Source organism: Dongia soli, assembly GCF_034044715.1.
GTDB classification, from domain to species: Bacteria; Pseudomonadota; Alphaproteobacteria; order Dongiales; family Dongiaceae; genus Dongia_B; species Dongia_B soli.
Window position 1 is genome coordinate 58,076 of the sequence record NZ_JAXCLW010000005.1, and the last position, 16,723, is coordinate 74,798.

Genomic DNA, 16,723 nt, shown 5'->3' on the forward strand with positions numbered 1-16,723 from the left:
CAATGGCGGTAATCTCTCTCGGCAATGATGCGAAAGTGAGGCGCGGCCGACAGCTGCCCTGGACCATGATCATGGCGATCGCCATTCTCGGCGCCTGGATCCTGTTGGCGGCGGGTGCGTCTTTGGTCGCGCCTTATGACCCCGATGCGGTCGATATTATGAATATGATGGCATCGCCCAATGCACAGCATTGGTTCGGCACCGACCAGGTGGGACGTGATGTGTTCTCACGCGTGATCTATGCGGCGCGGGTCGATCTCTTCATGTGCGTAGCGGGCGTAGTTCCCCCGCTCATGATCGGCGCGACGATCGGCCTGCTGAGCGGCTATTTCGGCGGTTTCGTCGATGGCTTCTTCATGCGGCTTTACGACATCACGGCGGCTTTTCCCTTCTTCGTCCTGGTGCTCGCCATCGTCGGCGTGTTGGGGCCGGGGCTGACGAACTACTTCATCTCCCTGGCTTTGGTCGGCTGGGTCACTTATGCACGGCTGGTGCGAGCGGAGGTGCTGACGATCCGCGACAGCGAATATGTCCAGGCGGCGCGCTCGCTCGGCTATGCCACGCGCATCATCCTCCTGCGCCATGTCCTGCCTAATGCCTTCGGCCCGGTCATCGCCTATGCGGTGAGCGATGCGGTGCTGGTCATGCTGGCCGGCGCCAGTCTCGGTTTCCTCGGCATGGGCGCGCAGCCGCCGCTGGCGGAATGGGGTGTCATGATCAGCGACGGCCAACCCTTCGTGCAGCAGGCCTGGTGGATCTGCTTCTTCCCCGGCATCGCGGCAATCACTCTCGGCCTCGGCTTGGCCTTCCTCGGTGATGGCCTCGCGCAGATACGCCGCAGGCAGGTGGCGCAATGAAGGGCGAGCGTCACATGGAAAAGCAGGCGGCCTTGCTGAGTGTTGCCGATCTGACCGTAGCCTTCGGCGGTTTGACGGTCGTGAAGGGAATCTCCTTCGAGCTTCATCCCCGCGAGATCATCGGCATTGTCGGCGAGAGCGGCTCCGGTAAATCCATCGCCTGCCGCGCGGTGGCAGGCTTGCTGCCGTCGAGCGCAGTGGCCACGGGCAGGGTGATGCTGGAAGGCCGCGATCTGATGCGGCTTGATGAAACACAGTGGCAGCAGGTGCGCGGCCGCGATCTTGGCATGATCTTCCAGAATCCAGCCTCGCATCTCGATCCGCTGCGCCAGATCGGCCGCCAGGTCGCGGCGCCGCTGATCCGCCATCAGCATCTCGGCCGCCGTGATGCCCAGGAGCGCGCCGTCGAGCTGCTGGCGGATGTCGGCATCCGCCAACCTGAAATGCGGGTGAAATCCTATCCGCATGAATTTTCCGGCGGCATGAAACAGCGCGCCATGATCGCTGCCGCCATCGGTTGCGGCCCGAAGCTGCTGATCGCCGACGAACCGACCACGGCTTTGGATGTCACGGTCCAGGCGCGCATCCTGAAACTGCTGAAGGATCTCAACCAGCGGCACGGCCTTGCGGTCATTTTGATCTCCCACGATCTCGGGGTCATTGCCGATATTTGCTCGCGCGTCGTGGTGATGCGCCAGGGCGAGATCGTCGAACAGGGACCGACAGGGCAGGTGGTCGGCGATCCGCAGCACGCTTATACCAAACTGCTGATCGATTCCCAGCCGAGCCGGCGAGCCAGCCGGGGATGGAGAGTGGAAACGAAGAGCGCCGAAACATCGCCTTTCCTGGCGGTGGAGAAGTTGTCGGTTTCCTTCCCGGTGAAACGCGGCCTTGTGGCCGGTTTGCTGAACCGGGGCGAAGCGACGTTCCTCGCGCTGGATAAGGCGGATATCCGCGTCGCCCAGGGAGAAACGGTCGGCATCGTCGGCGAAAGCGGCTCCGGCAAGAGCACGCTTGCGCGTGCCATCACCCGGCTCAATCAGCCAAGCGGCGGTGCGGTCAAGCTCGGCGGCGAAGACGTCCTCGGTCTGGCCGGCGAGGGGCTGACGCGCTTCCGCCGCCGCGTCCAGATGGTCTTCCAGAATCCCTATGACTCGCTCAACCCCCGTTTGACCGTGGCCGAAGCCATCGCCGAGCCGATCTGGCGACATGGTCTCGCCAGCCGCCGCGAAGCGGCGAAGCAGGCGGATGATTTGCTGGAAATGGTGGAATTGCCGCATGCCCTACGCGACCGGAAGCCGCGCCAATTATCCGGAGGGCAATGCCAGCGTGTCGGCTTGGCGCGCGCTTTGGCGCTGCGGCCGGAAATGCTGATCGCCGATGAAATCACCTCCGCCTTGGATGTCACCACCCAGGCGCAGATTCTCGATCTGCTCACCCGGCTGAAGCAGGAGCGCGATCTGACCTTGCTCTATATCTCACATGACCTCGCGGTCGTCAGTGCGTTCTGCCAGCGCGTCTATGTCTTCAAGGCGGGACGCATCGTCGAAAGCGGCGCGGCGCAACAAGTGCTCACGGAACCGCAACACGATTATACGCGCGAACTGGTTGGCGCGGTGATGCATCTGGCGCCCTCATCACAGAAGAAAGGATTGGAACCCGATCATGCGGTTGGATGAATATGCGGCCTATGACGGCATCGGCCTTGCCACATTGCTGGCAAAAGGTGAGGTGACGCCGCACGACCTCGGGCGGTGTGTCACTGAAGGCGTGGCCGCGCTCAATCCACAGCTCAATGCCGTGGTGGAACTCTATGAAGACGCCATTGCCGTCTTGCCGCATGCCGCAGGGGCCGCTCCCTTTCATGGCCTGCCGACCCTGACCAAGGATTTTCCCATCGAGGCGGGACGGCCGGCGGAATTCGGCAGTCGTCTCGCCATGGGCCATCGCGCCCGCCATGATGCCGTCTTCTGGTCGCGGCTGCGAGCCGGCGGTCTTCTCAATATCGGCCGCACCGCCAGTTCGGAATTCGGCATTGCCGCGGCGACCGAGACACGCCTTTACGGCGCCACCCGCAATCCCTGGGACAGGACCCGTGGCGTTGCGGGATCGAGCGGCGGTGCGGCAGCCGCGGTTGCCGCCGGCATGGTGCCTTTCGCCCAGGGGAGCGATGGCGGGGGATCGATCCGGACACCGGCTTCGTTCTGCGGCGTCATCGGTTTGAAGCCGTCGCGCGGCCGCATCACCGGATCGCCCGGCGCCAATGCGCCCTTGCTCGGCATTGCCATCGCCTTCATGCTGACGCGCAGTGTGCGCGATACCGCTTTGCTGCTGGATCTCTGCCATGGCCCCGATGCCGGCGATGGTTACGAGATCACCCGGCCCGCCATGCCTTATACCCGGGCGATCGAGCGGGCGCCCTCAGGCCTGCGCGTGGCTCTCTGCACCACATCCTGGTCCGGCTATCCCGTCGATCCGGAGATCATCGCCGCGGTCGAAGCGACTGGACGGCAGCTGCAATCGCTCGGCCATCATGTCGAGACCGCCTCGCCGGATTTCGATTACGAGCCTTATCTCGCGGCGCAGAAGGTGATCTGGGCTGCCGAGAACGCGGCCTCGCTGCCGGCGCTCGCACGCATTCTCGGCCGTCCGATTGATGAGACGACATTGGGCTCGACCGTGCTCGCTTTGCATCGCTACGGCCTGACGGTGAGCGGCGCGCAACTGGTCGATGCGCTGGAAGTCTATGACACGGTCACGCGCCAAGTAGGGCGGTTCATGTCCGGATACGATCTCCTGCTGACGCCAACCTGCGCCGCTTTGCCGGAAGAGATCGGCACTTATGATCCGTCGCGACCGGGTCTGACGGTGGATGATGTTTTCGCAGATCTGGCGCCGAAGGAGACCTTCTCCGCCTTGTTCAACGCGACCGGCTTGCCGGCGATTTCGCTGCCGCTGGGGCAGAGCGTGTCGGGATTGCCGATCGGGCTGCAATTCATCGCGAATTTCGGTGGCGAAGATATTCTGCTTGCTTTGGCGCGAGTCCTGGAAGGAGATTTGGCTGGCAAATCGGGGGCATGGCCGGCGAGGCCGCCGCTGCATGTCGGTAATCTCAGCAGGATATGATGGCGAAACGAACGGCATCGCCGAAGAAAGGCATGAAAGCGAAGCAGCCCGATCTGGCGGCGCCGATCGATCTGGAAAATCTGCTCCGGATGCGCATGATCGATCTCTCACCCTCCGAACAGAATCTGGCCGCTTATATGCTGGAGAATGTGCAACTACTGCCTTTCGAAACGGGCGCCAGCATTGCGCAGGCGGTCGGGGTCAGCGAGATGACCGTATCCCGTTTCGTGCGTGGCCTCGGTTTCGACAGCTTGCGCGATCTGAAAGGCCGCTTGCGGCATGCGATGGCCGAGGAAGACAGCGAGATCGACGACAATATGGAGCGCTTCCAGGTGCGCAACAGCCGGCAGCGCGCCTTGAAGGAGAGCCTGCGCCTGGAACTTGATGCCATCGTCAAGGCTTATGCCCTGACCGATACCAATGTCTGGGGCGAGGCGGCGGAGTTGCTGACGACCATGCCGACGGTTTATGTGGTCGGCTTCCAGGCCTCCCAGGGCCTCGCCTTGGATTTTTCCAGCCGGCTGCTCTGGAGCCGACCCGGTGTCATTCATATCGCCAATGCCTCGGGCACCTTCGGCGAAATCGTCACCGCCGATCCGAAGACCAGCGTCATCGTTCTGGTGGATACTGCGTCCTATGCGATACGCGGCGTCAAGCTGGCCGAAAAGCTGAAGGCGTCGAATGTGCCGTTGATCGTGGTGACCGACAAATTCAGTCATTGGGCCTTATCATTCACACGCTTCGTCTTCGAAGGCCACACCCATGTGCAAACCTTCTGGGATTCAAGCGCAAGCCTCAGCGTCATCCTGAACTTGCTGATAGATTCCGTGGCCACCAGACTGGGCGCCAAGGCGCGTGCCCGCTTCGATACAATGAGCAGCCTGGGCGATATGTTCGGAGAATTTGTTGGCGGGCGCTACCTCGATAGGAAATAGCGCCCGCCAACCTATCAATGCGCCGGCAGCGATGGGACGCTTGAGCCCTTATCGTGGATGGCGAAACGGTCCATCATCGTCGTGCTGGCCTCGTTGAGACCGAGGATCTGTACCTCGCTGCCCTGGCGCCGCATTTTCATGACGACTTTATCCAGCACGCCGACGCCGACCAGCGAGGCGATGCGCTTGGCGCGGCACAAACGAGGTTGTCACCCTCGGGCTTGACCGGAGGGTCCATGGTCGAGGCCGGTTACGATGTTTAGGCCGATTGCAATGTTTAATGGCGGACAAGTCCGGCGCATATCAGCCGGCCCTACTGCATCTGCGTGTGGTTGCCGCCCGGTTCAACCACGCCGGTCAAGGCCGAGCCGGTGGCTTCGGGATCGTGCTTCAGGGCGGCGTCGGCCAGCGAGACGACGCCGACCAGCCGCTTGTCGCGATTGACCACCGGCAGGCGCCGCACCTGGAGATCGCCCATATTTTCGATCACATGGTCGATCTCTTCATCCGAGAAGCAGTATTTGACCTCTCGCGTCATCACATCGCGTACCCGGGCATCGCCATCCTTGCCGGAGGCGACGCCGCGAATGACGATATCGCGATCGGTGATGGTGCCGATCAGCCGGTCATTCTCGCCGACCGGCAGGAAGCCGATATCCTCCGAGGCCATGATGCGGGCGATCTCTTCGATGGAATCGTTGGGGCTGGCGATATGCACATCGCTCGACATGATTTTCGCTACCTTCATCTGCCTGTCTCCACTTTGTCTGTTTCGCACTGATTTGGCGTCGATAACTCGGGGCGCATCGCATGCGCGGCAGCCTCGCCGCAGCGAACCATGCCCCTGCTCTTTGTGAACGGCGCATGATTCAATGCCACCCATCAGCCGAACAGATCGGGTAGCGACCCGTTCCCCGAAACTGGTACCTAAACGGGTTCTGACCTATTACGATTAGGATATGCCACTCTGACCCGCTCTCTCGTCAGAGGGTTATAGCGGGCCTCGTGGCGCCGACCGGCTACCACTCGATACTGCAGCGTAGGCTGGCGAGCCGAGAACAAAGAAGACGGGACCTACTCTACGCTTGTAGCTACATAACGCGCTCTATGTTCACGCGTGGCGAACCGTGGCTTCCTCATGTCGGTGAGAGGATAATGGCGAGGAGCGGCGTGAATGACGGAAGAATCAGCAAGCCTTCTAACGGCTGGACAATTGCTCCAGCCATAACGCCTAAGGGATAGCGACCTTCGGCTCCATGAGCTGTTGTGCGAGCAAGCCGGCGTGTGGCGGGAGCGCAGAAAAATCACGCGCGCAAAGATAAAGCTGCCTAAGCGCCCAGGGGTCTCGCAGCGGCACAATTGCCAAGCCGAGATGCCCCAAATCTTTAGCGGAAGCTTCCGATAAAATGGCGATCCCAACACCGGACTTGACCAACATCGCGACCCCCTCAATCCGTCTGAGTTGAATGCGGTAGTAAATCTGGCGACCCAGGCGGGCTGCGCGTTCTCCCAGATGAGCTTCCAGCGCGGCGTCGGACAAGCCGACGAACGGCTCACCCACAACTTCCGCAAAAGCTATCGATCGTTGATCGCTGATGCGATGCGTTTCGCTCGCCACAACGACCAGTTGATCCTGCGCGATAAGGCGGGTTTGCAACGCTGCCAAATCGGCGATGTCGGCCACAACTCCCAAATCCGCACGACCTTCCGCGATGGCCAGTGCAATCTCAGTGCTTGGCCGTTCATGGAGGTCGATAGAAAGATCCGGATAGGCTACCAAGAATCGGCCGAGTTGATGCGGTAGAAAAGCAGCCAACCCAGCCGTGTTGGATAAGAGCCTGATGCGCCCTTTCAGGCCAGTGCCGTAGGTGCGCAGTTCTCCACGCATCTGCTCCACTTGGTCCAGGATCAAACGGGCATGGCGGACCAGGGCATCCCCGGCCGCAGTCGTTGTGACCCCCCGCCTGTTTCGCTCCAGTAATTGCGCGCCAAGCGAAGTTTCCATCCCGGAAATGCGCTCGCTCACGGATGCGAGGGCTAGATTCATGCTCTCGGCGCCCTTGGTGAGGCTGCCTTGCTCCACCACGGTCAGGAACAACCGCATATCCGTCAAATCGAAACGCAATGCCTTTCCTTCGCTTCTGCCGAACCTTCCCATCGGAAACTAGCCAATTGTGACGTTTGGCTCGCTCGCTTACTTTACTACGCGAGACGTCAGGCTTCCTGATTTTTTGTGGCAGCGCAAGGCATTGATGAAGCTAGCGCCTGACGAGAGGCGGTTCGCTTGCGGGTCCGTCGCACCCGTGTGCGCGCGTGCCATCGGTTCACGCGAAGTCATCCAATGCAACGCTTTTCAGGCGGGTGAGCCAAAATGAACGACTATTTTTCACCGCACGTCCTGATTATCGCGTTGACATTCTTCCTCGCCGGGATCGTCAAGGGCGTGGCGGGGATGGGGCTACCAACCGTTGCGATGGGTATTCTCAGTGCGATCATGTCGCCAGTCAGCGCAGCTTCGCTGCTGGTTATCCCATCCTTTGTCACAAATTTTTGGCAGCTATTTACGGGGCCGAATTTCCTGGCCTTGATGCAAAGACTTTGGCTGATGATGCTCGGCATCGTGGTGGGCACCCTTGCCGGCTCATGGCTTCTGACGAGCGCCAATACGGAATACGCAAGTGTTGGATTGGGCTCCGCCCTGGTTCTCTATGCGGTGCATAGCCTCTGGGCGAAGCCGTTGTCGGTTCCCGCTCGCCTTGAGCATTTTCTATCGCCCGCTATAGGGTTGACGACCGGGGTGATCAACGGAGGGACTGGCCTTTTTACGATCCCGGCCGTTCCCTATCTCCAGGCCCTTGGCCTTTCCAAAGACAATCTCATCCAGGCGCTCGGGCTGTCATTCACGGTCTCGACAATTGCGCTTGCGGCGGGCCTGGCTCGTGGCGGAGCTTTCCATCTTGGAAATATTACGTTGTCCGCACTTGCCGTCATTCCCTCGTTGCTGGGTATGTGGGTCGGAACAGCGATCCGTGGGCGCATAAGCGCCACAACTTTTCGGCGCTGGTTCCTGATCTTCCTTGCCGTTCTTGGTCTTGAACTCGTCGGTCGTCCATTCTTCTGAGGCAGATGGCGATGCGCCGGAACGCAAGCCCTCCATTCCGTCGGACCCCGCTACCATCACCCAGCGCTATGACGCTCTCGTTGCGGGTGGAACAATTGAGCGCGATCTAGCGCAAGAAGGAAGGATGCCGGCGTGACTGGACGCGACGAGGTCGGCATGGTGCGGATCCGCATCTCTCGTCGCTGGCGAGAGCAAAGAAAAAGGCGGCGGTGCCGTGGCACCACCGCCTTCATCTCAATCGAGACCAACCGCTTACTTCAGCAGATCGGCAATAGCGTCGCGCTCTTCGATCAGCTCGGCGAGGGTCTTGTCCATCATCTTGCGGGAGAACTCATCGATCTCCAGGCCCTTCACGCGCTCATACTTGCCGCCGCTGCAGATCACCGGGACGCCGAAGATGATGCCTTCGGGAATGCCATAGGAACCGTCGGAGGGAACGCCCATGGAAACCCAGCGGCCATTGCTGCCCTGGACCCAGTCGCGCATATGATCGATCGCGGCATTGGCGGCCGAGGCGGCGGAGGAGGCGCCGCGCGCTTCGATGATCGCACCGCCGCGCTTGCCGACGGTCGGGATCAGCGTCTCACGGTACCAGGTTTCGTCATTGATCAACTTCGGCAGCGGCTGGCCCTTGGCGGTCGCGAAACGGTAATCGGCATACATGGTGGGGGAGTGATTGCCCCAGACGGCGATCTTCTCGATTTCGGCCGGGCCGACACCGGCTTTCGCCGCGAGTTGCGAGACAGCGCGGTTGTGATCGAGCCGCAGCATGGCGGTGATATTGCCGGCCGGCAGGTCCGGCGCGCTCTTCATGGTGATATAGGCATTGGTATTGGCCGGGTTGCCGACCACCAGCACCTTCACATCGCGCTTGGCGGCTTCATTGAGCGCGCGGCCCTGCACCTTGAAGATCTCGGCATTGGCGGAGAGCAGGTCGCGGCGCTCCATGCCCTGGGAGCGCGGGCGGGCGCCAACCAGCAGGGCGGCATCGATATCGCGGAAGGCAGTCTTCGGATCGTCGGTCACGACCACGCCGCTGAGCAACGGGAACGCGCAATCTTCCAATTCCATGACCACGCCATTGACCGCCTTCTGGGCCTGCGGCAGGTCGAGAAGCTGCAGGATGACCGGCTGGTCCTTGCCGAACAGATCGCCATTGGCGATGCGGAACAGCAGCGAATAGCAGATCTGACCGGCAGCACCGGTCACTGCCACGCGAACAGCGGGTTTCGACATGTATGAGATCCCTTTCTGAATAAGGCGGTCGAGTCAAAGCCGGCCGCGCGGCACCGAAAAGATGCGGCAGACTGTACCGGCGTGGGGCACTCTATAACCGTCTTCGTGACAGTGGCAAGCATTGCGGCAAGCCTTGTCGAGGCTGCAATCGCCAGCAGCCATACTTCAAGCATTCGTTAGCGATACGCGCATAACTTACGCGGTTTCCTTTCATAAGGCCGGAGCAGGCAGCGCGCTCGACTCGCTTGTCTTCCTCTTGGCAGATTATATGATGGTCATCATATATATATCAGGATAACGGCCATCGCCATCAGACCTGCTATCATCCGGCGCTGCCTAGGAGAGCCATCATGCCCGCTCCAACTTCAACAGATCCTGTCGTCATTGCCGCCGCTCTGCGGACACCCCTCGGCCGGTTCCAGGGCGAATTGTCCGGCGTGACGGCGCCGCAGCTCGGCGCCCATGTGATCCGCCAGGCGCTCGACCGGGCGAAACTGGCGCCGGACCGGGTGGATGAGGTGCTGATGGGTTGCGTGCTGCCCGCCGGTCAAGGCCAGGCCCCCGCGCGCCAGGCGATGCGCAGCGCCGGCTTGCCTGATGCGACCGGCGCCACCACGGTGAACAAGGTCTGCGGGTCCGGCATGAAGGCAACCATGCTGGCCCACGACCTGATCCTCGCCGGCTCGGCCGAGATCGTCATTTCCGGCGGCATGGAGAGCATGACCAATGCGCCCTATCTGATGGCGAAGGCGCGTGGCGGCTATCGCATCGGCCATGACCGGCTGTTCGATCACCTCATGCTGGACGGGCTGGAAGATGCTTATGAAGGCGGCCGGCCGATGGGCAGTTTCGGCGAGGCAACGGCGGAGGCCTATCAATTCACCCGCGCCGATCAGGACGAATATGCCATCCGCAGTCTGACCCGTGCCCGCCAGGCGATCGAAAGCGGCGCCTTCGAAGCGGAGATCGCCGCCATCGAGGTGCCGGCGAAAGGTGGCGCGGTCAGTGTCGCGCGCGACGAGAATCCGCTGAAAGTCTCGCCGGAAAAGATCCCACACCTGAAACCTGCTTTTTCCGTGAACGGCACCGTCACCGCCGCCAGTTCCTCGGCCAATGCCGATGGCGCGGCGGCTTTGCTGCTCACCCGCCGCTCGGTGGCGGAACGCGAGGGTCTCCCGATCCTGGCCGAGATCAAGGGCCATGCCACCCATAGCCAGGATCCCGCCTGGTTCACCACCGCGCCGATCCCGGCAATCCGCAAGCTGATGGCAAAGACCGGCTGGTCGGTGGATGATGTCGATTTCTTCGAGATCAACGAGGCTTTCGCCGTGGTGGTGATGGCGGCGATGCGCGATCTCGACTTGCCGGCTGAAAAGGTCAATGTGCATGGCGGCGCCTGCGCCCTCGGCCATCCGATCGGCGCCACCGGGGCGCGGATTATCGTCACTTTGCTGCATGCGCTGCAACGTCACGGCGGCAAGCGCGGCATCGCCGCGCTTTGCATCGGCGGTGGCGAGGCGACGGCAATCGCGATTGAACGGGTGTAAGTCCGATCATCGTCAGGCGATGACCGGCGGCACCGCTGGCTCGTCTCCATTGCAATGGCCATCGGACGCCGCTCGCGCCAAACCAGCTTGTCACCCTCGGACTTGATGCGAGGGTCCAGCGCGGCGGAAGGCCATAGCATACGCGGTTGAATGTTGCGTATTGGTGTCGGTCGGGAAGCGTCAGGATATCGACATATTTACCAAGCAGCATCACCCGTTGTCACAATTCCATCGCCCTTCTTGCTTCTAATGAGCGACCGCTCAGCGACCTTGGAGCTGTCGTTACTTCATCTTCATTAATTGCCTGCATTCCACCGACATCGTTTCATCGCCGTCATACCCCAGGAGACAATGATCATGCGCAAGGAAGAGGTTCTCGCTCTCCCCTCGATGCCGGCAGCCGGCCCCAGTTACCCCGCCGGTCCCTATCGTTTTTACGATCGGGAATACATGGTCATCACCTACGAGACAGATCCGGCCTTGATTGCCCAGCAATTGCCGGAGCCTTTGCAGCCTCTGGCGCAGCCGCTGGTAAATTACGAATGGATCTCCATGCCGGACAGCACGGGTTTTGGCGCTTATAGCGAATGCGGCCTGGTCATTCCCTGTCGGCTGGGCAGCGAGGAGGTGAATTTCGTTTCGCAGATGTATCTCGATGACGATCCGCCGACCGTGGCCGGCCGCGAGATCTGGGGCTTTCCGAAGAAATACGCCCATCCGAAGCTGGAGATCGTGAAGGATACGCTGACCGGGACCTTGGAATATGCCGGGCAGCAGGTCGCCATGGGTACGATGGGCTATAAGCATGAGAGCATGGCCGGCAACGGCGAGCGCACCATGGCCGCCTTGTCAAAGACGCAGGTCAATCTGAAGCTGATCCCCGGGGTCGATGGCGAGCCCGAGATCTGCCAGCTGGTTTCCTATAACCTGACCGATATCGTCGTGAAGGGTTCCTGGAGGGGCCCGGCGCGGTTGCATCTCGTGCCCCATGTCAATGCGCCGGTGGCGGATCTACCGGTCCGGCGTGTGCTCGGCGCGCATCACTTCATCGCCGATCTGATCTTGCCCTATGGCCGGGTCGCCTATGATTACAAAAAGGAAGGCTGATGGAGGCGACTGGCGCACTATTGCGTCAGCCTTTATTTGACTGAGCCACCGGCCGCGAGACCAACCGACAACCAGGCTTCCGGTGGGCGAACTTCGACCGATCGGAAAAATCGGTCGTTGCCTGCGTCGATACATCGGGATGCCGCCAAGCGGCGACATGATGCCCGCCTGGATACATGAAGGCCACGCTTCATCTGCCGTTGTTGTGTCATGATCGATGCTTCCTGAATCGTCGTTCTCGCTTGGCTCCAGTAATCTCTACTTGCGCTCTAGGGTAAGCGAGCATTCCTTCGACCGATGGCAAGGAAAGCTCGCGGACTGGGGCGGCAGGCAAAAACGCCATCAAGCGGGCCGAACGGATACGTGATTGGCAGCGCCGATCGTTGCAGGCCTAGCATATTCGCTGCCCGCTTCGATGAGGCGTGTTGCGCATTCAATCGACAAGGAACGGAGGAGGATCAGATGACAAAGCTTCTTGCTGGTCTCGCAGGTCTCGGCGCGGCACTCGCGATAGGGTTCCTCACCACCGCAACCGCGCGGGCGGAAATGACGATTGTTGTGGTGGAACGTGCGACGACGGATGCCGTCACCGATCTTGGCGCGAAGGGCGACAGTGCGGGCGATCTGCTGACCTTCGCCAATGATATTTACGACGAACAGAACGGAAAGAAGATCGGCACCGATAACGGCTGGTGCATCCGCACCGTGGCCGGCAAGGCCTGGGAATGCTTCTGGACAATCAGCCTGCCGAAGGGACAGATCACGGTGCAGGGCCCGTTCTATGACGCGGGCGATTCCGTGCTGGCGGTAACCGGCGGCACCGGCTCCTATACGCTCGTGCGCGGCCAGATGGGCTTGCATGCCCGCGACGACAAGGGCAGCGAATACGATTTCAAATACAGCCTGCGGTAAGGTGAAAAACGAGGGCGTCTTGTTCCGGCCTTGCAGAGGGGCACAGCCTTGACGATTAAGCCGGTCGGTCTATAACAGGTGGACTGAATGCATCTTATGCCATAGTCGATCGGACGAGCACCTTGCGCCTGACCTTGCATACCGATTACGCCCTGCGCCTGTTGATGCTGCTCGCTTTGGAGCCGGATGAGCTGCATACGATCGAGGAGATTGCCTCGCGCTATCGCATCTCGCGCAACCACCTGATGAAGGTGACGCAGACCCTGGCGAGCGCCGGTTTCGTCGACAGCCTGCGCGGGCGGGGTGGGGGATTGCGCCTCGGCAAGCCGGGCGGGGAGATCATCCTTGGCGATGTGGTGCGGGCGACCGAGGACGGGTTCAATCTGGTCGAATGCTTCGACCGCAAGTCGAATACCTGCGTCGTTGCGCCGGTCTGCGGCCTGCGCGGACCCCTGGAAGAGGCCACATTGGCTTTCCTGGCCGCCTTGGACCGCTATTCCCTGGCCGATCTCGTGGCCAATCCGGGGTCGATGCGACGCATGAAGATGCTTCTCGCCGGTTAACCGGCGGCGGCTCCAGTCATTCAGGTTTCTGTCGGGCAGAATGCCCCAGGTGCAAAAAACCTGTTGTCTCCGCCGGTTTTGCTCCCAAAATAGGTACTAACGATACCTCTTTAAATCAATGACAAAGCAGGCCGGCGATGACTTTGCCGATACGATCCGGGCAATTGGCGGAACGCCCCGAAAAGCGGGCGCAGATCACCGCGGCGATCCAGGCGGAAACCGGGATTGATGAGACGATGATCAAGCGCCTGGTCCACCGGTTTTACGACGCCGTCCGTGCCGACGATCTGCTGGGGCCGGTCTTCGCCGCGCGGATTTCCGATTGGGAACCGCATCTGGCGCGCATGTGCGAGTTCTGGTCATCGGTCGCCCTGATGAGCGGCCGCTATCACGGCCAGCCGATGCAAAAGCACATGCCTCTTCCCATCCATGCCGATCATTTCGACCGCTGGCTGAACCTGTTCGAGGCGGCAGCCAAGGAAGTCTGCCCGCCCGCCGCCGTCACGCATTTCATGGAACGCGCGCGACGCATCGCGGAAAGCCTGGAACTTGGCATTGCCGGCATGAACGGCGTCCTGCTGGGCAAGGGCGATCGCTATCGCCCGGCGGCGGCAAAGTCGGATTGAGCCTGGGGAACCAACCCGGCCTTGCCGGCAGCGCCGGTCGGCAAACGCCATGTTGGGGGCAACGGCGTGTGGAGAAGAGGGGGCATCATGACTGCTTCGAAACTGGTCGATCTGGCCGTTCATCATAAGCCGATGGGGCTGGGTGATCGCGTGGCTTTCGCTTTCGTCAAAGTGCGCGCTTCTGCGCCGATACCTTCTTCGCCAAGCGCTATGGCCACCGGGCGATCGTGCTGGAAACCGTCGCCGCCGTGCCCGGCATGGTGGGGGCGACGCTGACCCATCTGAAATGCCTGCGCCGCATCTGCGACGACAAAGGCTGGATCCGAACCTTGCTGGATGAGGCCGAGAATGAGCGCATGCATCTGATGACTTTCATCGAAATCGCCAAGCCGAATTGGCTGGAACGCACGCTCATCCTGCTGGTCCAGGGCGGCTTCTATAACGTCTTCTTCCTGCTCTACCTGATCTCGCCAAAAACCGCGCATCGCGTGGTCGGCTATTTCGAGGAAGAGGCGGTGATCAGCTATACGCAATATCTGGCGGAGATCGACGCAGGGCGGCATGAAAATGTCCCGGCGCCCCAGATCGCCAAGACCTATTGGCACCTGCCGGAAAATGCCACCTTGCGCGATGTGGTGATCGCCGTACGGGCCGATGAAGCCGGTCACCGCGATGTCAATCACGGCTTTGCCAATGAGCTGAACGGCGATATCTCGCCGGCAGCCCCGGTTGCGCCGGACCGCGAGGCGGCTTGAGACTGATCTAGCGGTTTGAGAAGAAAGGCGGCAGAAGCGATATCGCTTCTGCCGCCTTTTTCTTTGCCTGCCTTGCTATGGGGGGCTTAGCGCGTGATCGCCCATTCCACGACTTCGCAGTTCTTCAACTGGCGGCCGACCAGGCGATAGAAGAAATCGCCATGGCCGATCACCGCGATGCGCTTTTCCGCGCGGGCGGCGATCATCTCCTTGAAGCTGGCGACGCGGTCGAGCAGGACATGTTCCGGTTCGCGCGCGAAGCCGTGTTCGCAAAGCGGCCCATCGACATGCCACCAGGGATCGCTGAGATGGGCGAAATCCAGAGTCGGGAATTCGCTGGCGAGATCGCGGATGCTGCGGCCGATATCGCAGCTGCTGTTCAGCCATTCGCGATGCAAGGCATCGACGATGATCGGGGCGCGCGTAGCGAAAATACCCGTGGCTGTCTGGATGGCGCGGGTGAGGGGCGAGGCGATCACCAGATCGAAATGCTGGCTTGCCAGTGCCTCCCGCGTCGCGGCCACCTGTTGAAGCCCGATCTCGCTTAACCGTGCATCGAAATGCATCGGATCTTCGCCGGTCGCTTCGTAATGCGCGTTGAAGGTCGATTGGCCGTGGCGGATCAGGTGGATGGTATCGGGCATGACTCTCTCGTCGATATTTTGCACCGGTTATATAGGCGGCTTTGGTGAAGATATGAAGTCGAAGCCGCGCCCGTTCCCGTCAAGCCTGACATCTTGATTTTTTATGCGCGCAAAAGTTATATTTCTGGTATTAAATTCCCTTTAAGAGATATAGTGGAACTGGGGAAGCGGAATGCTGAGACGCATCATCCTGCCGGCTTTGGCCTTGCTCGGCCTGGCATTGAGCCTCGCCGGCTGCACCTCGATCTTCCACGCCAATGTCAGCTCATTTCAGCAATTGCCGCCCGGCCTGCAGGGCAAGACGATAATCGTCGTCGCCCCGGCGGATCAGCAGGACAGCATGGAATTCATCGCCTACCGGCCGGTCTTGGAAGCCCGGCTGGCGAAGCAGGGCTTCGTCGTGACGCGCGATGCCGATATGGCCGATCTTATCGCCGGTGTGCTCTATGGCATCGATGACGGCAAGACCAGCAGCTACAGCTATATGGCGCCGATCTATGGCACGATTTCGGGTGGCGGCACGGCGGATTATTCGGGCACGGTGAATACGCCGAATGGGCCGGTCCCATATCGGGGAACCGTCGATGTGCCGGAGCAGCGTGGCGTCATCGGTTATGAACCGAGGACCGTCACCGAGACCACCTATCTGCGACATTTGCAGCTGATGATCCTGGATGCCCACGATCTCTCGCGGCACGATGCCCTCTATCTCGGCAAGGTCGTGTCGACCGGCCGGTGCTCCTCGCTGCCGGCTGTCTTCGATAAATTGGTTGAGGCGCTGTTTGAGGATTGGCCCGGCACGAATAATGCCGTTCGCCAGGTCAGGCTAAGCGCCGGCGACATCGAATGCGGCGGTTTAACGGGCGCGCTGTGACCTGGGGCCCTGAGGCGGCTCAGCCCCGGTGCTTCTTCCGGCCGGCTTTCGCCGTCTCTATATTGACGGCGGCATCTTCACTGTGCGGACAGGCGGCATTGGGAATCCAACCGGGGGGATCGCTGGCGGGGAAAGAATCGATCGAGGCGGTCATGACGCAATCCTGCCGGTCCCGCTCGGAATAGCCCTGGACCAGCTCTTCGCCGGCCTCGGCATGCCAAGTCTCGTCGCTCTTGCTGCCTGCAAGTTCCGGCCGCGCGGCGCGGCTCTTGCTTTGGCCGGTCTTGCGTTTGGCATGCTGTACCATCTTCGCCTCACTAGCCGTGATACGGAATGCCGGCTCCGGCAATATCGAAGCCCGAATTCGTGTACTGGAACACGATCTGGAAAGGAAAGTTCCGGGAAAGCGCGGCCATTCCC

The 16,723-nt window shown here is 61.1% G+C and carries 17 protein-coding genes and 1 pseudogene; 12 read left to right on the forward strand and 6 right to left on the reverse strand.

The window, feature by feature from the left end; all coding sequences use genetic code 11:
- Positions 1-2: 2 nt before the first annotated feature.
- From SMD27_RS17010 to SMD27_RS17025, 4 genes are read left to right on the forward strand one after another with little or no spacing between them, the layout of a single operon-like run.
- On the forward strand, positions 3-857 hold the full coding sequence (locus SMD27_RS17010; protein WP_320509621.1) for an ABC transporter permease: 855 nt from the start codon (positions 3-5) through the stop codon (positions 855-857).
- The gene (locus tag SMD27_RS17015) at positions 854-2,536 is read left to right on the forward strand and encodes an ABC transporter ATP-binding protein (protein ID WP_320509622.1); all 1,683 of its coding nucleotides are present in this window, start codon (positions 854-856) and stop codon (positions 2,534-2,536) included. The genes SMD27_RS17010 and SMD27_RS17015 overlap by 4 nt, the downstream gene beginning before the upstream one ends.
- Positions 2,523-3,983, forward strand: a complete 1,461-nt coding sequence (locus tag SMD27_RS17020; RefSeq protein WP_320509623.1) for an amidase — start codon at positions 2,523-2,525, stop codon at positions 3,981-3,983. Before SMD27_RS17015 ends, SMD27_RS17020 begins: the two co-directional genes overlap by 14 nt.
- Positions 3,980-4,918 (forward strand): MurR/RpiR family transcriptional regulator, encoded by a 939-nt coding sequence (locus SMD27_RS17025; protein ID WP_320509624.1) that lies wholly within the window; start codon positions 3,980-3,982, stop codon positions 4,916-4,918. The genes SMD27_RS17020 and SMD27_RS17025 overlap by 4 nt, the downstream gene beginning before the upstream one ends.
- Before the next feature lie 14 nt (positions 4,919-4,932).
- Here SMD27_RS17025 and SMD27_RS17030 read toward each other — a convergent pair whose 3' ends face one another.
- The 3 genes from SMD27_RS17030 to SMD27_RS17040 form a co-directional block, all read right to left on the reverse strand.
- The gene (locus SMD27_RS17030) at positions 4,933-5,118 is read right to left on the reverse strand and encodes a hypothetical protein (RefSeq protein ID WP_320509800.1); all 186 of its coding nucleotides are present in this window, start codon (positions 5,116-5,118) and stop codon (positions 4,933-4,935) included.
- 113 nt (positions 5,119-5,231) lie between these two features.
- Positions 5,232-5,666 (reverse strand): CBS domain-containing protein, encoded by a 435-nt coding sequence (locus SMD27_RS17035; RefSeq protein ID WP_320509625.1) that lies wholly within the window; start codon positions 5,664-5,666, stop codon positions 5,232-5,234.
- A 483-nt stretch (positions 5,667-6,149) separates the two neighbouring features.
- A complete protein-coding gene (locus SMD27_RS17040) occupies positions 6,150-7,043 on the reverse strand; it encodes a LysR substrate-binding domain-containing protein (RefSeq protein ID WP_320509626.1) in 894 nt (297 codons plus the stop codon).
- A gap of 246 nt (positions 7,044-7,289) precedes the next feature.
- On the opposite strand from SMD27_RS17040, the gene SMD27_RS17045 reads away from it, so the two are divergent.
- Positions 7,290-8,039 carry a sulfite exporter TauE/SafE family protein gene (locus tag SMD27_RS17045; protein ID WP_320509627.1) on the forward strand — a complete coding sequence of 250 codons (750 nt, stop codon included), beginning with the start codon at positions 7,290-7,292 and terminating at the stop codon, positions 8,037-8,039.
- A 252-nt stretch (positions 8,040-8,291) separates the two neighbouring features.
- Here the strand turns inward: SMD27_RS17045 and SMD27_RS17050 are convergent, their stop codons facing one another.
- Positions 8,292-9,275, reverse strand: coding sequence for a malate dehydrogenase (locus tag SMD27_RS17050; RefSeq protein WP_320509628.1), 984 nt, complete (start codon positions 9,273-9,275; stop codon positions 8,292-8,294).
- 350 nt (positions 9,276-9,625) lie between these two features.
- On the opposite strand from SMD27_RS17050, the gene SMD27_RS17055 reads away from it, so the two are divergent.
- From SMD27_RS17055 to SMD27_RS17080, 6 genes and pseudogenes are all read left to right on the forward strand, one after another.
- Positions 9,626-10,822, forward strand: coding sequence for a thiolase family protein (locus SMD27_RS17055; protein ID WP_320509629.1), 1,197 nt, complete (start codon positions 9,626-9,628; stop codon positions 10,820-10,822).
- Between the two features lie 357 nt (positions 10,823-11,179).
- The gene (locus SMD27_RS17060) at positions 11,180-11,929 is read left to right on the forward strand and encodes an acetoacetate decarboxylase (RefSeq protein ID WP_320509630.1); all 750 of its coding nucleotides are present in this window, start codon (positions 11,180-11,182) and stop codon (positions 11,927-11,929) included.
- A gap of 462 nt (positions 11,930-12,391) precedes the next feature.
- On the forward strand, positions 12,392-12,841 hold the full coding sequence (locus SMD27_RS17065) for an allene oxide cyclase family protein (RefSeq protein WP_320509631.1): 450 nt from the start codon (positions 12,392-12,394) through the stop codon (positions 12,839-12,841).
- 122 nt (positions 12,842-12,963) lie between these two features.
- A complete protein-coding gene (locus tag SMD27_RS17070) occupies positions 12,964-13,404 on the forward strand; it encodes an RrF2 family transcriptional regulator (protein ID WP_320509632.1) in 441 nt (146 codons plus the stop codon).
- 137 nt (positions 13,405-13,541) lie between these two features.
- Positions 13,542-14,030, forward strand: coding sequence for a group III truncated hemoglobin (locus SMD27_RS17075; RefSeq protein WP_320509633.1), 489 nt, complete (start codon positions 13,542-13,544; stop codon positions 14,028-14,030).
- Positions 14,031-14,206: 176 nt separating this feature from the next.
- Positions 14,207-14,785: pseudogene (locus SMD27_RS17080) on the forward strand (alternative oxidase); the annotation flags it as partial.
- A gap of 86 nt (positions 14,786-14,871) precedes the next feature.
- Here the strand turns inward: SMD27_RS17080 and SMD27_RS17085 are convergent.
- Positions 14,872-15,429 (reverse strand): histidine phosphatase family protein, encoded by a 558-nt coding sequence (locus SMD27_RS17085; RefSeq protein WP_320509634.1) that lies wholly within the window; start codon positions 15,427-15,429, stop codon positions 14,872-14,874.
- A gap of 172 nt (positions 15,430-15,601) precedes the next feature.
- Here SMD27_RS17085 and SMD27_RS17090 point away from each other — a divergent pair, with 172 nt between their 5' ends.
- Positions 15,602-16,303, forward strand: a complete 702-nt coding sequence (locus SMD27_RS17090; protein WP_320509635.1) for a DUF4136 domain-containing protein — start codon at positions 15,602-15,604, stop codon at positions 16,301-16,303.
- 19 nt (positions 16,304-16,322) lie between these two features.
- On the opposite strand, the gene SMD27_RS17095 is transcribed toward SMD27_RS17090, so the two are convergent.
- Positions 16,323-16,610, reverse strand: coding sequence for a hypothetical protein (locus SMD27_RS17095; RefSeq protein WP_320509636.1), 288 nt, complete (start codon positions 16,608-16,610; stop codon positions 16,323-16,325).
- Between the last annotated feature and the right edge of the window lie 113 nt (positions 16,611-16,723).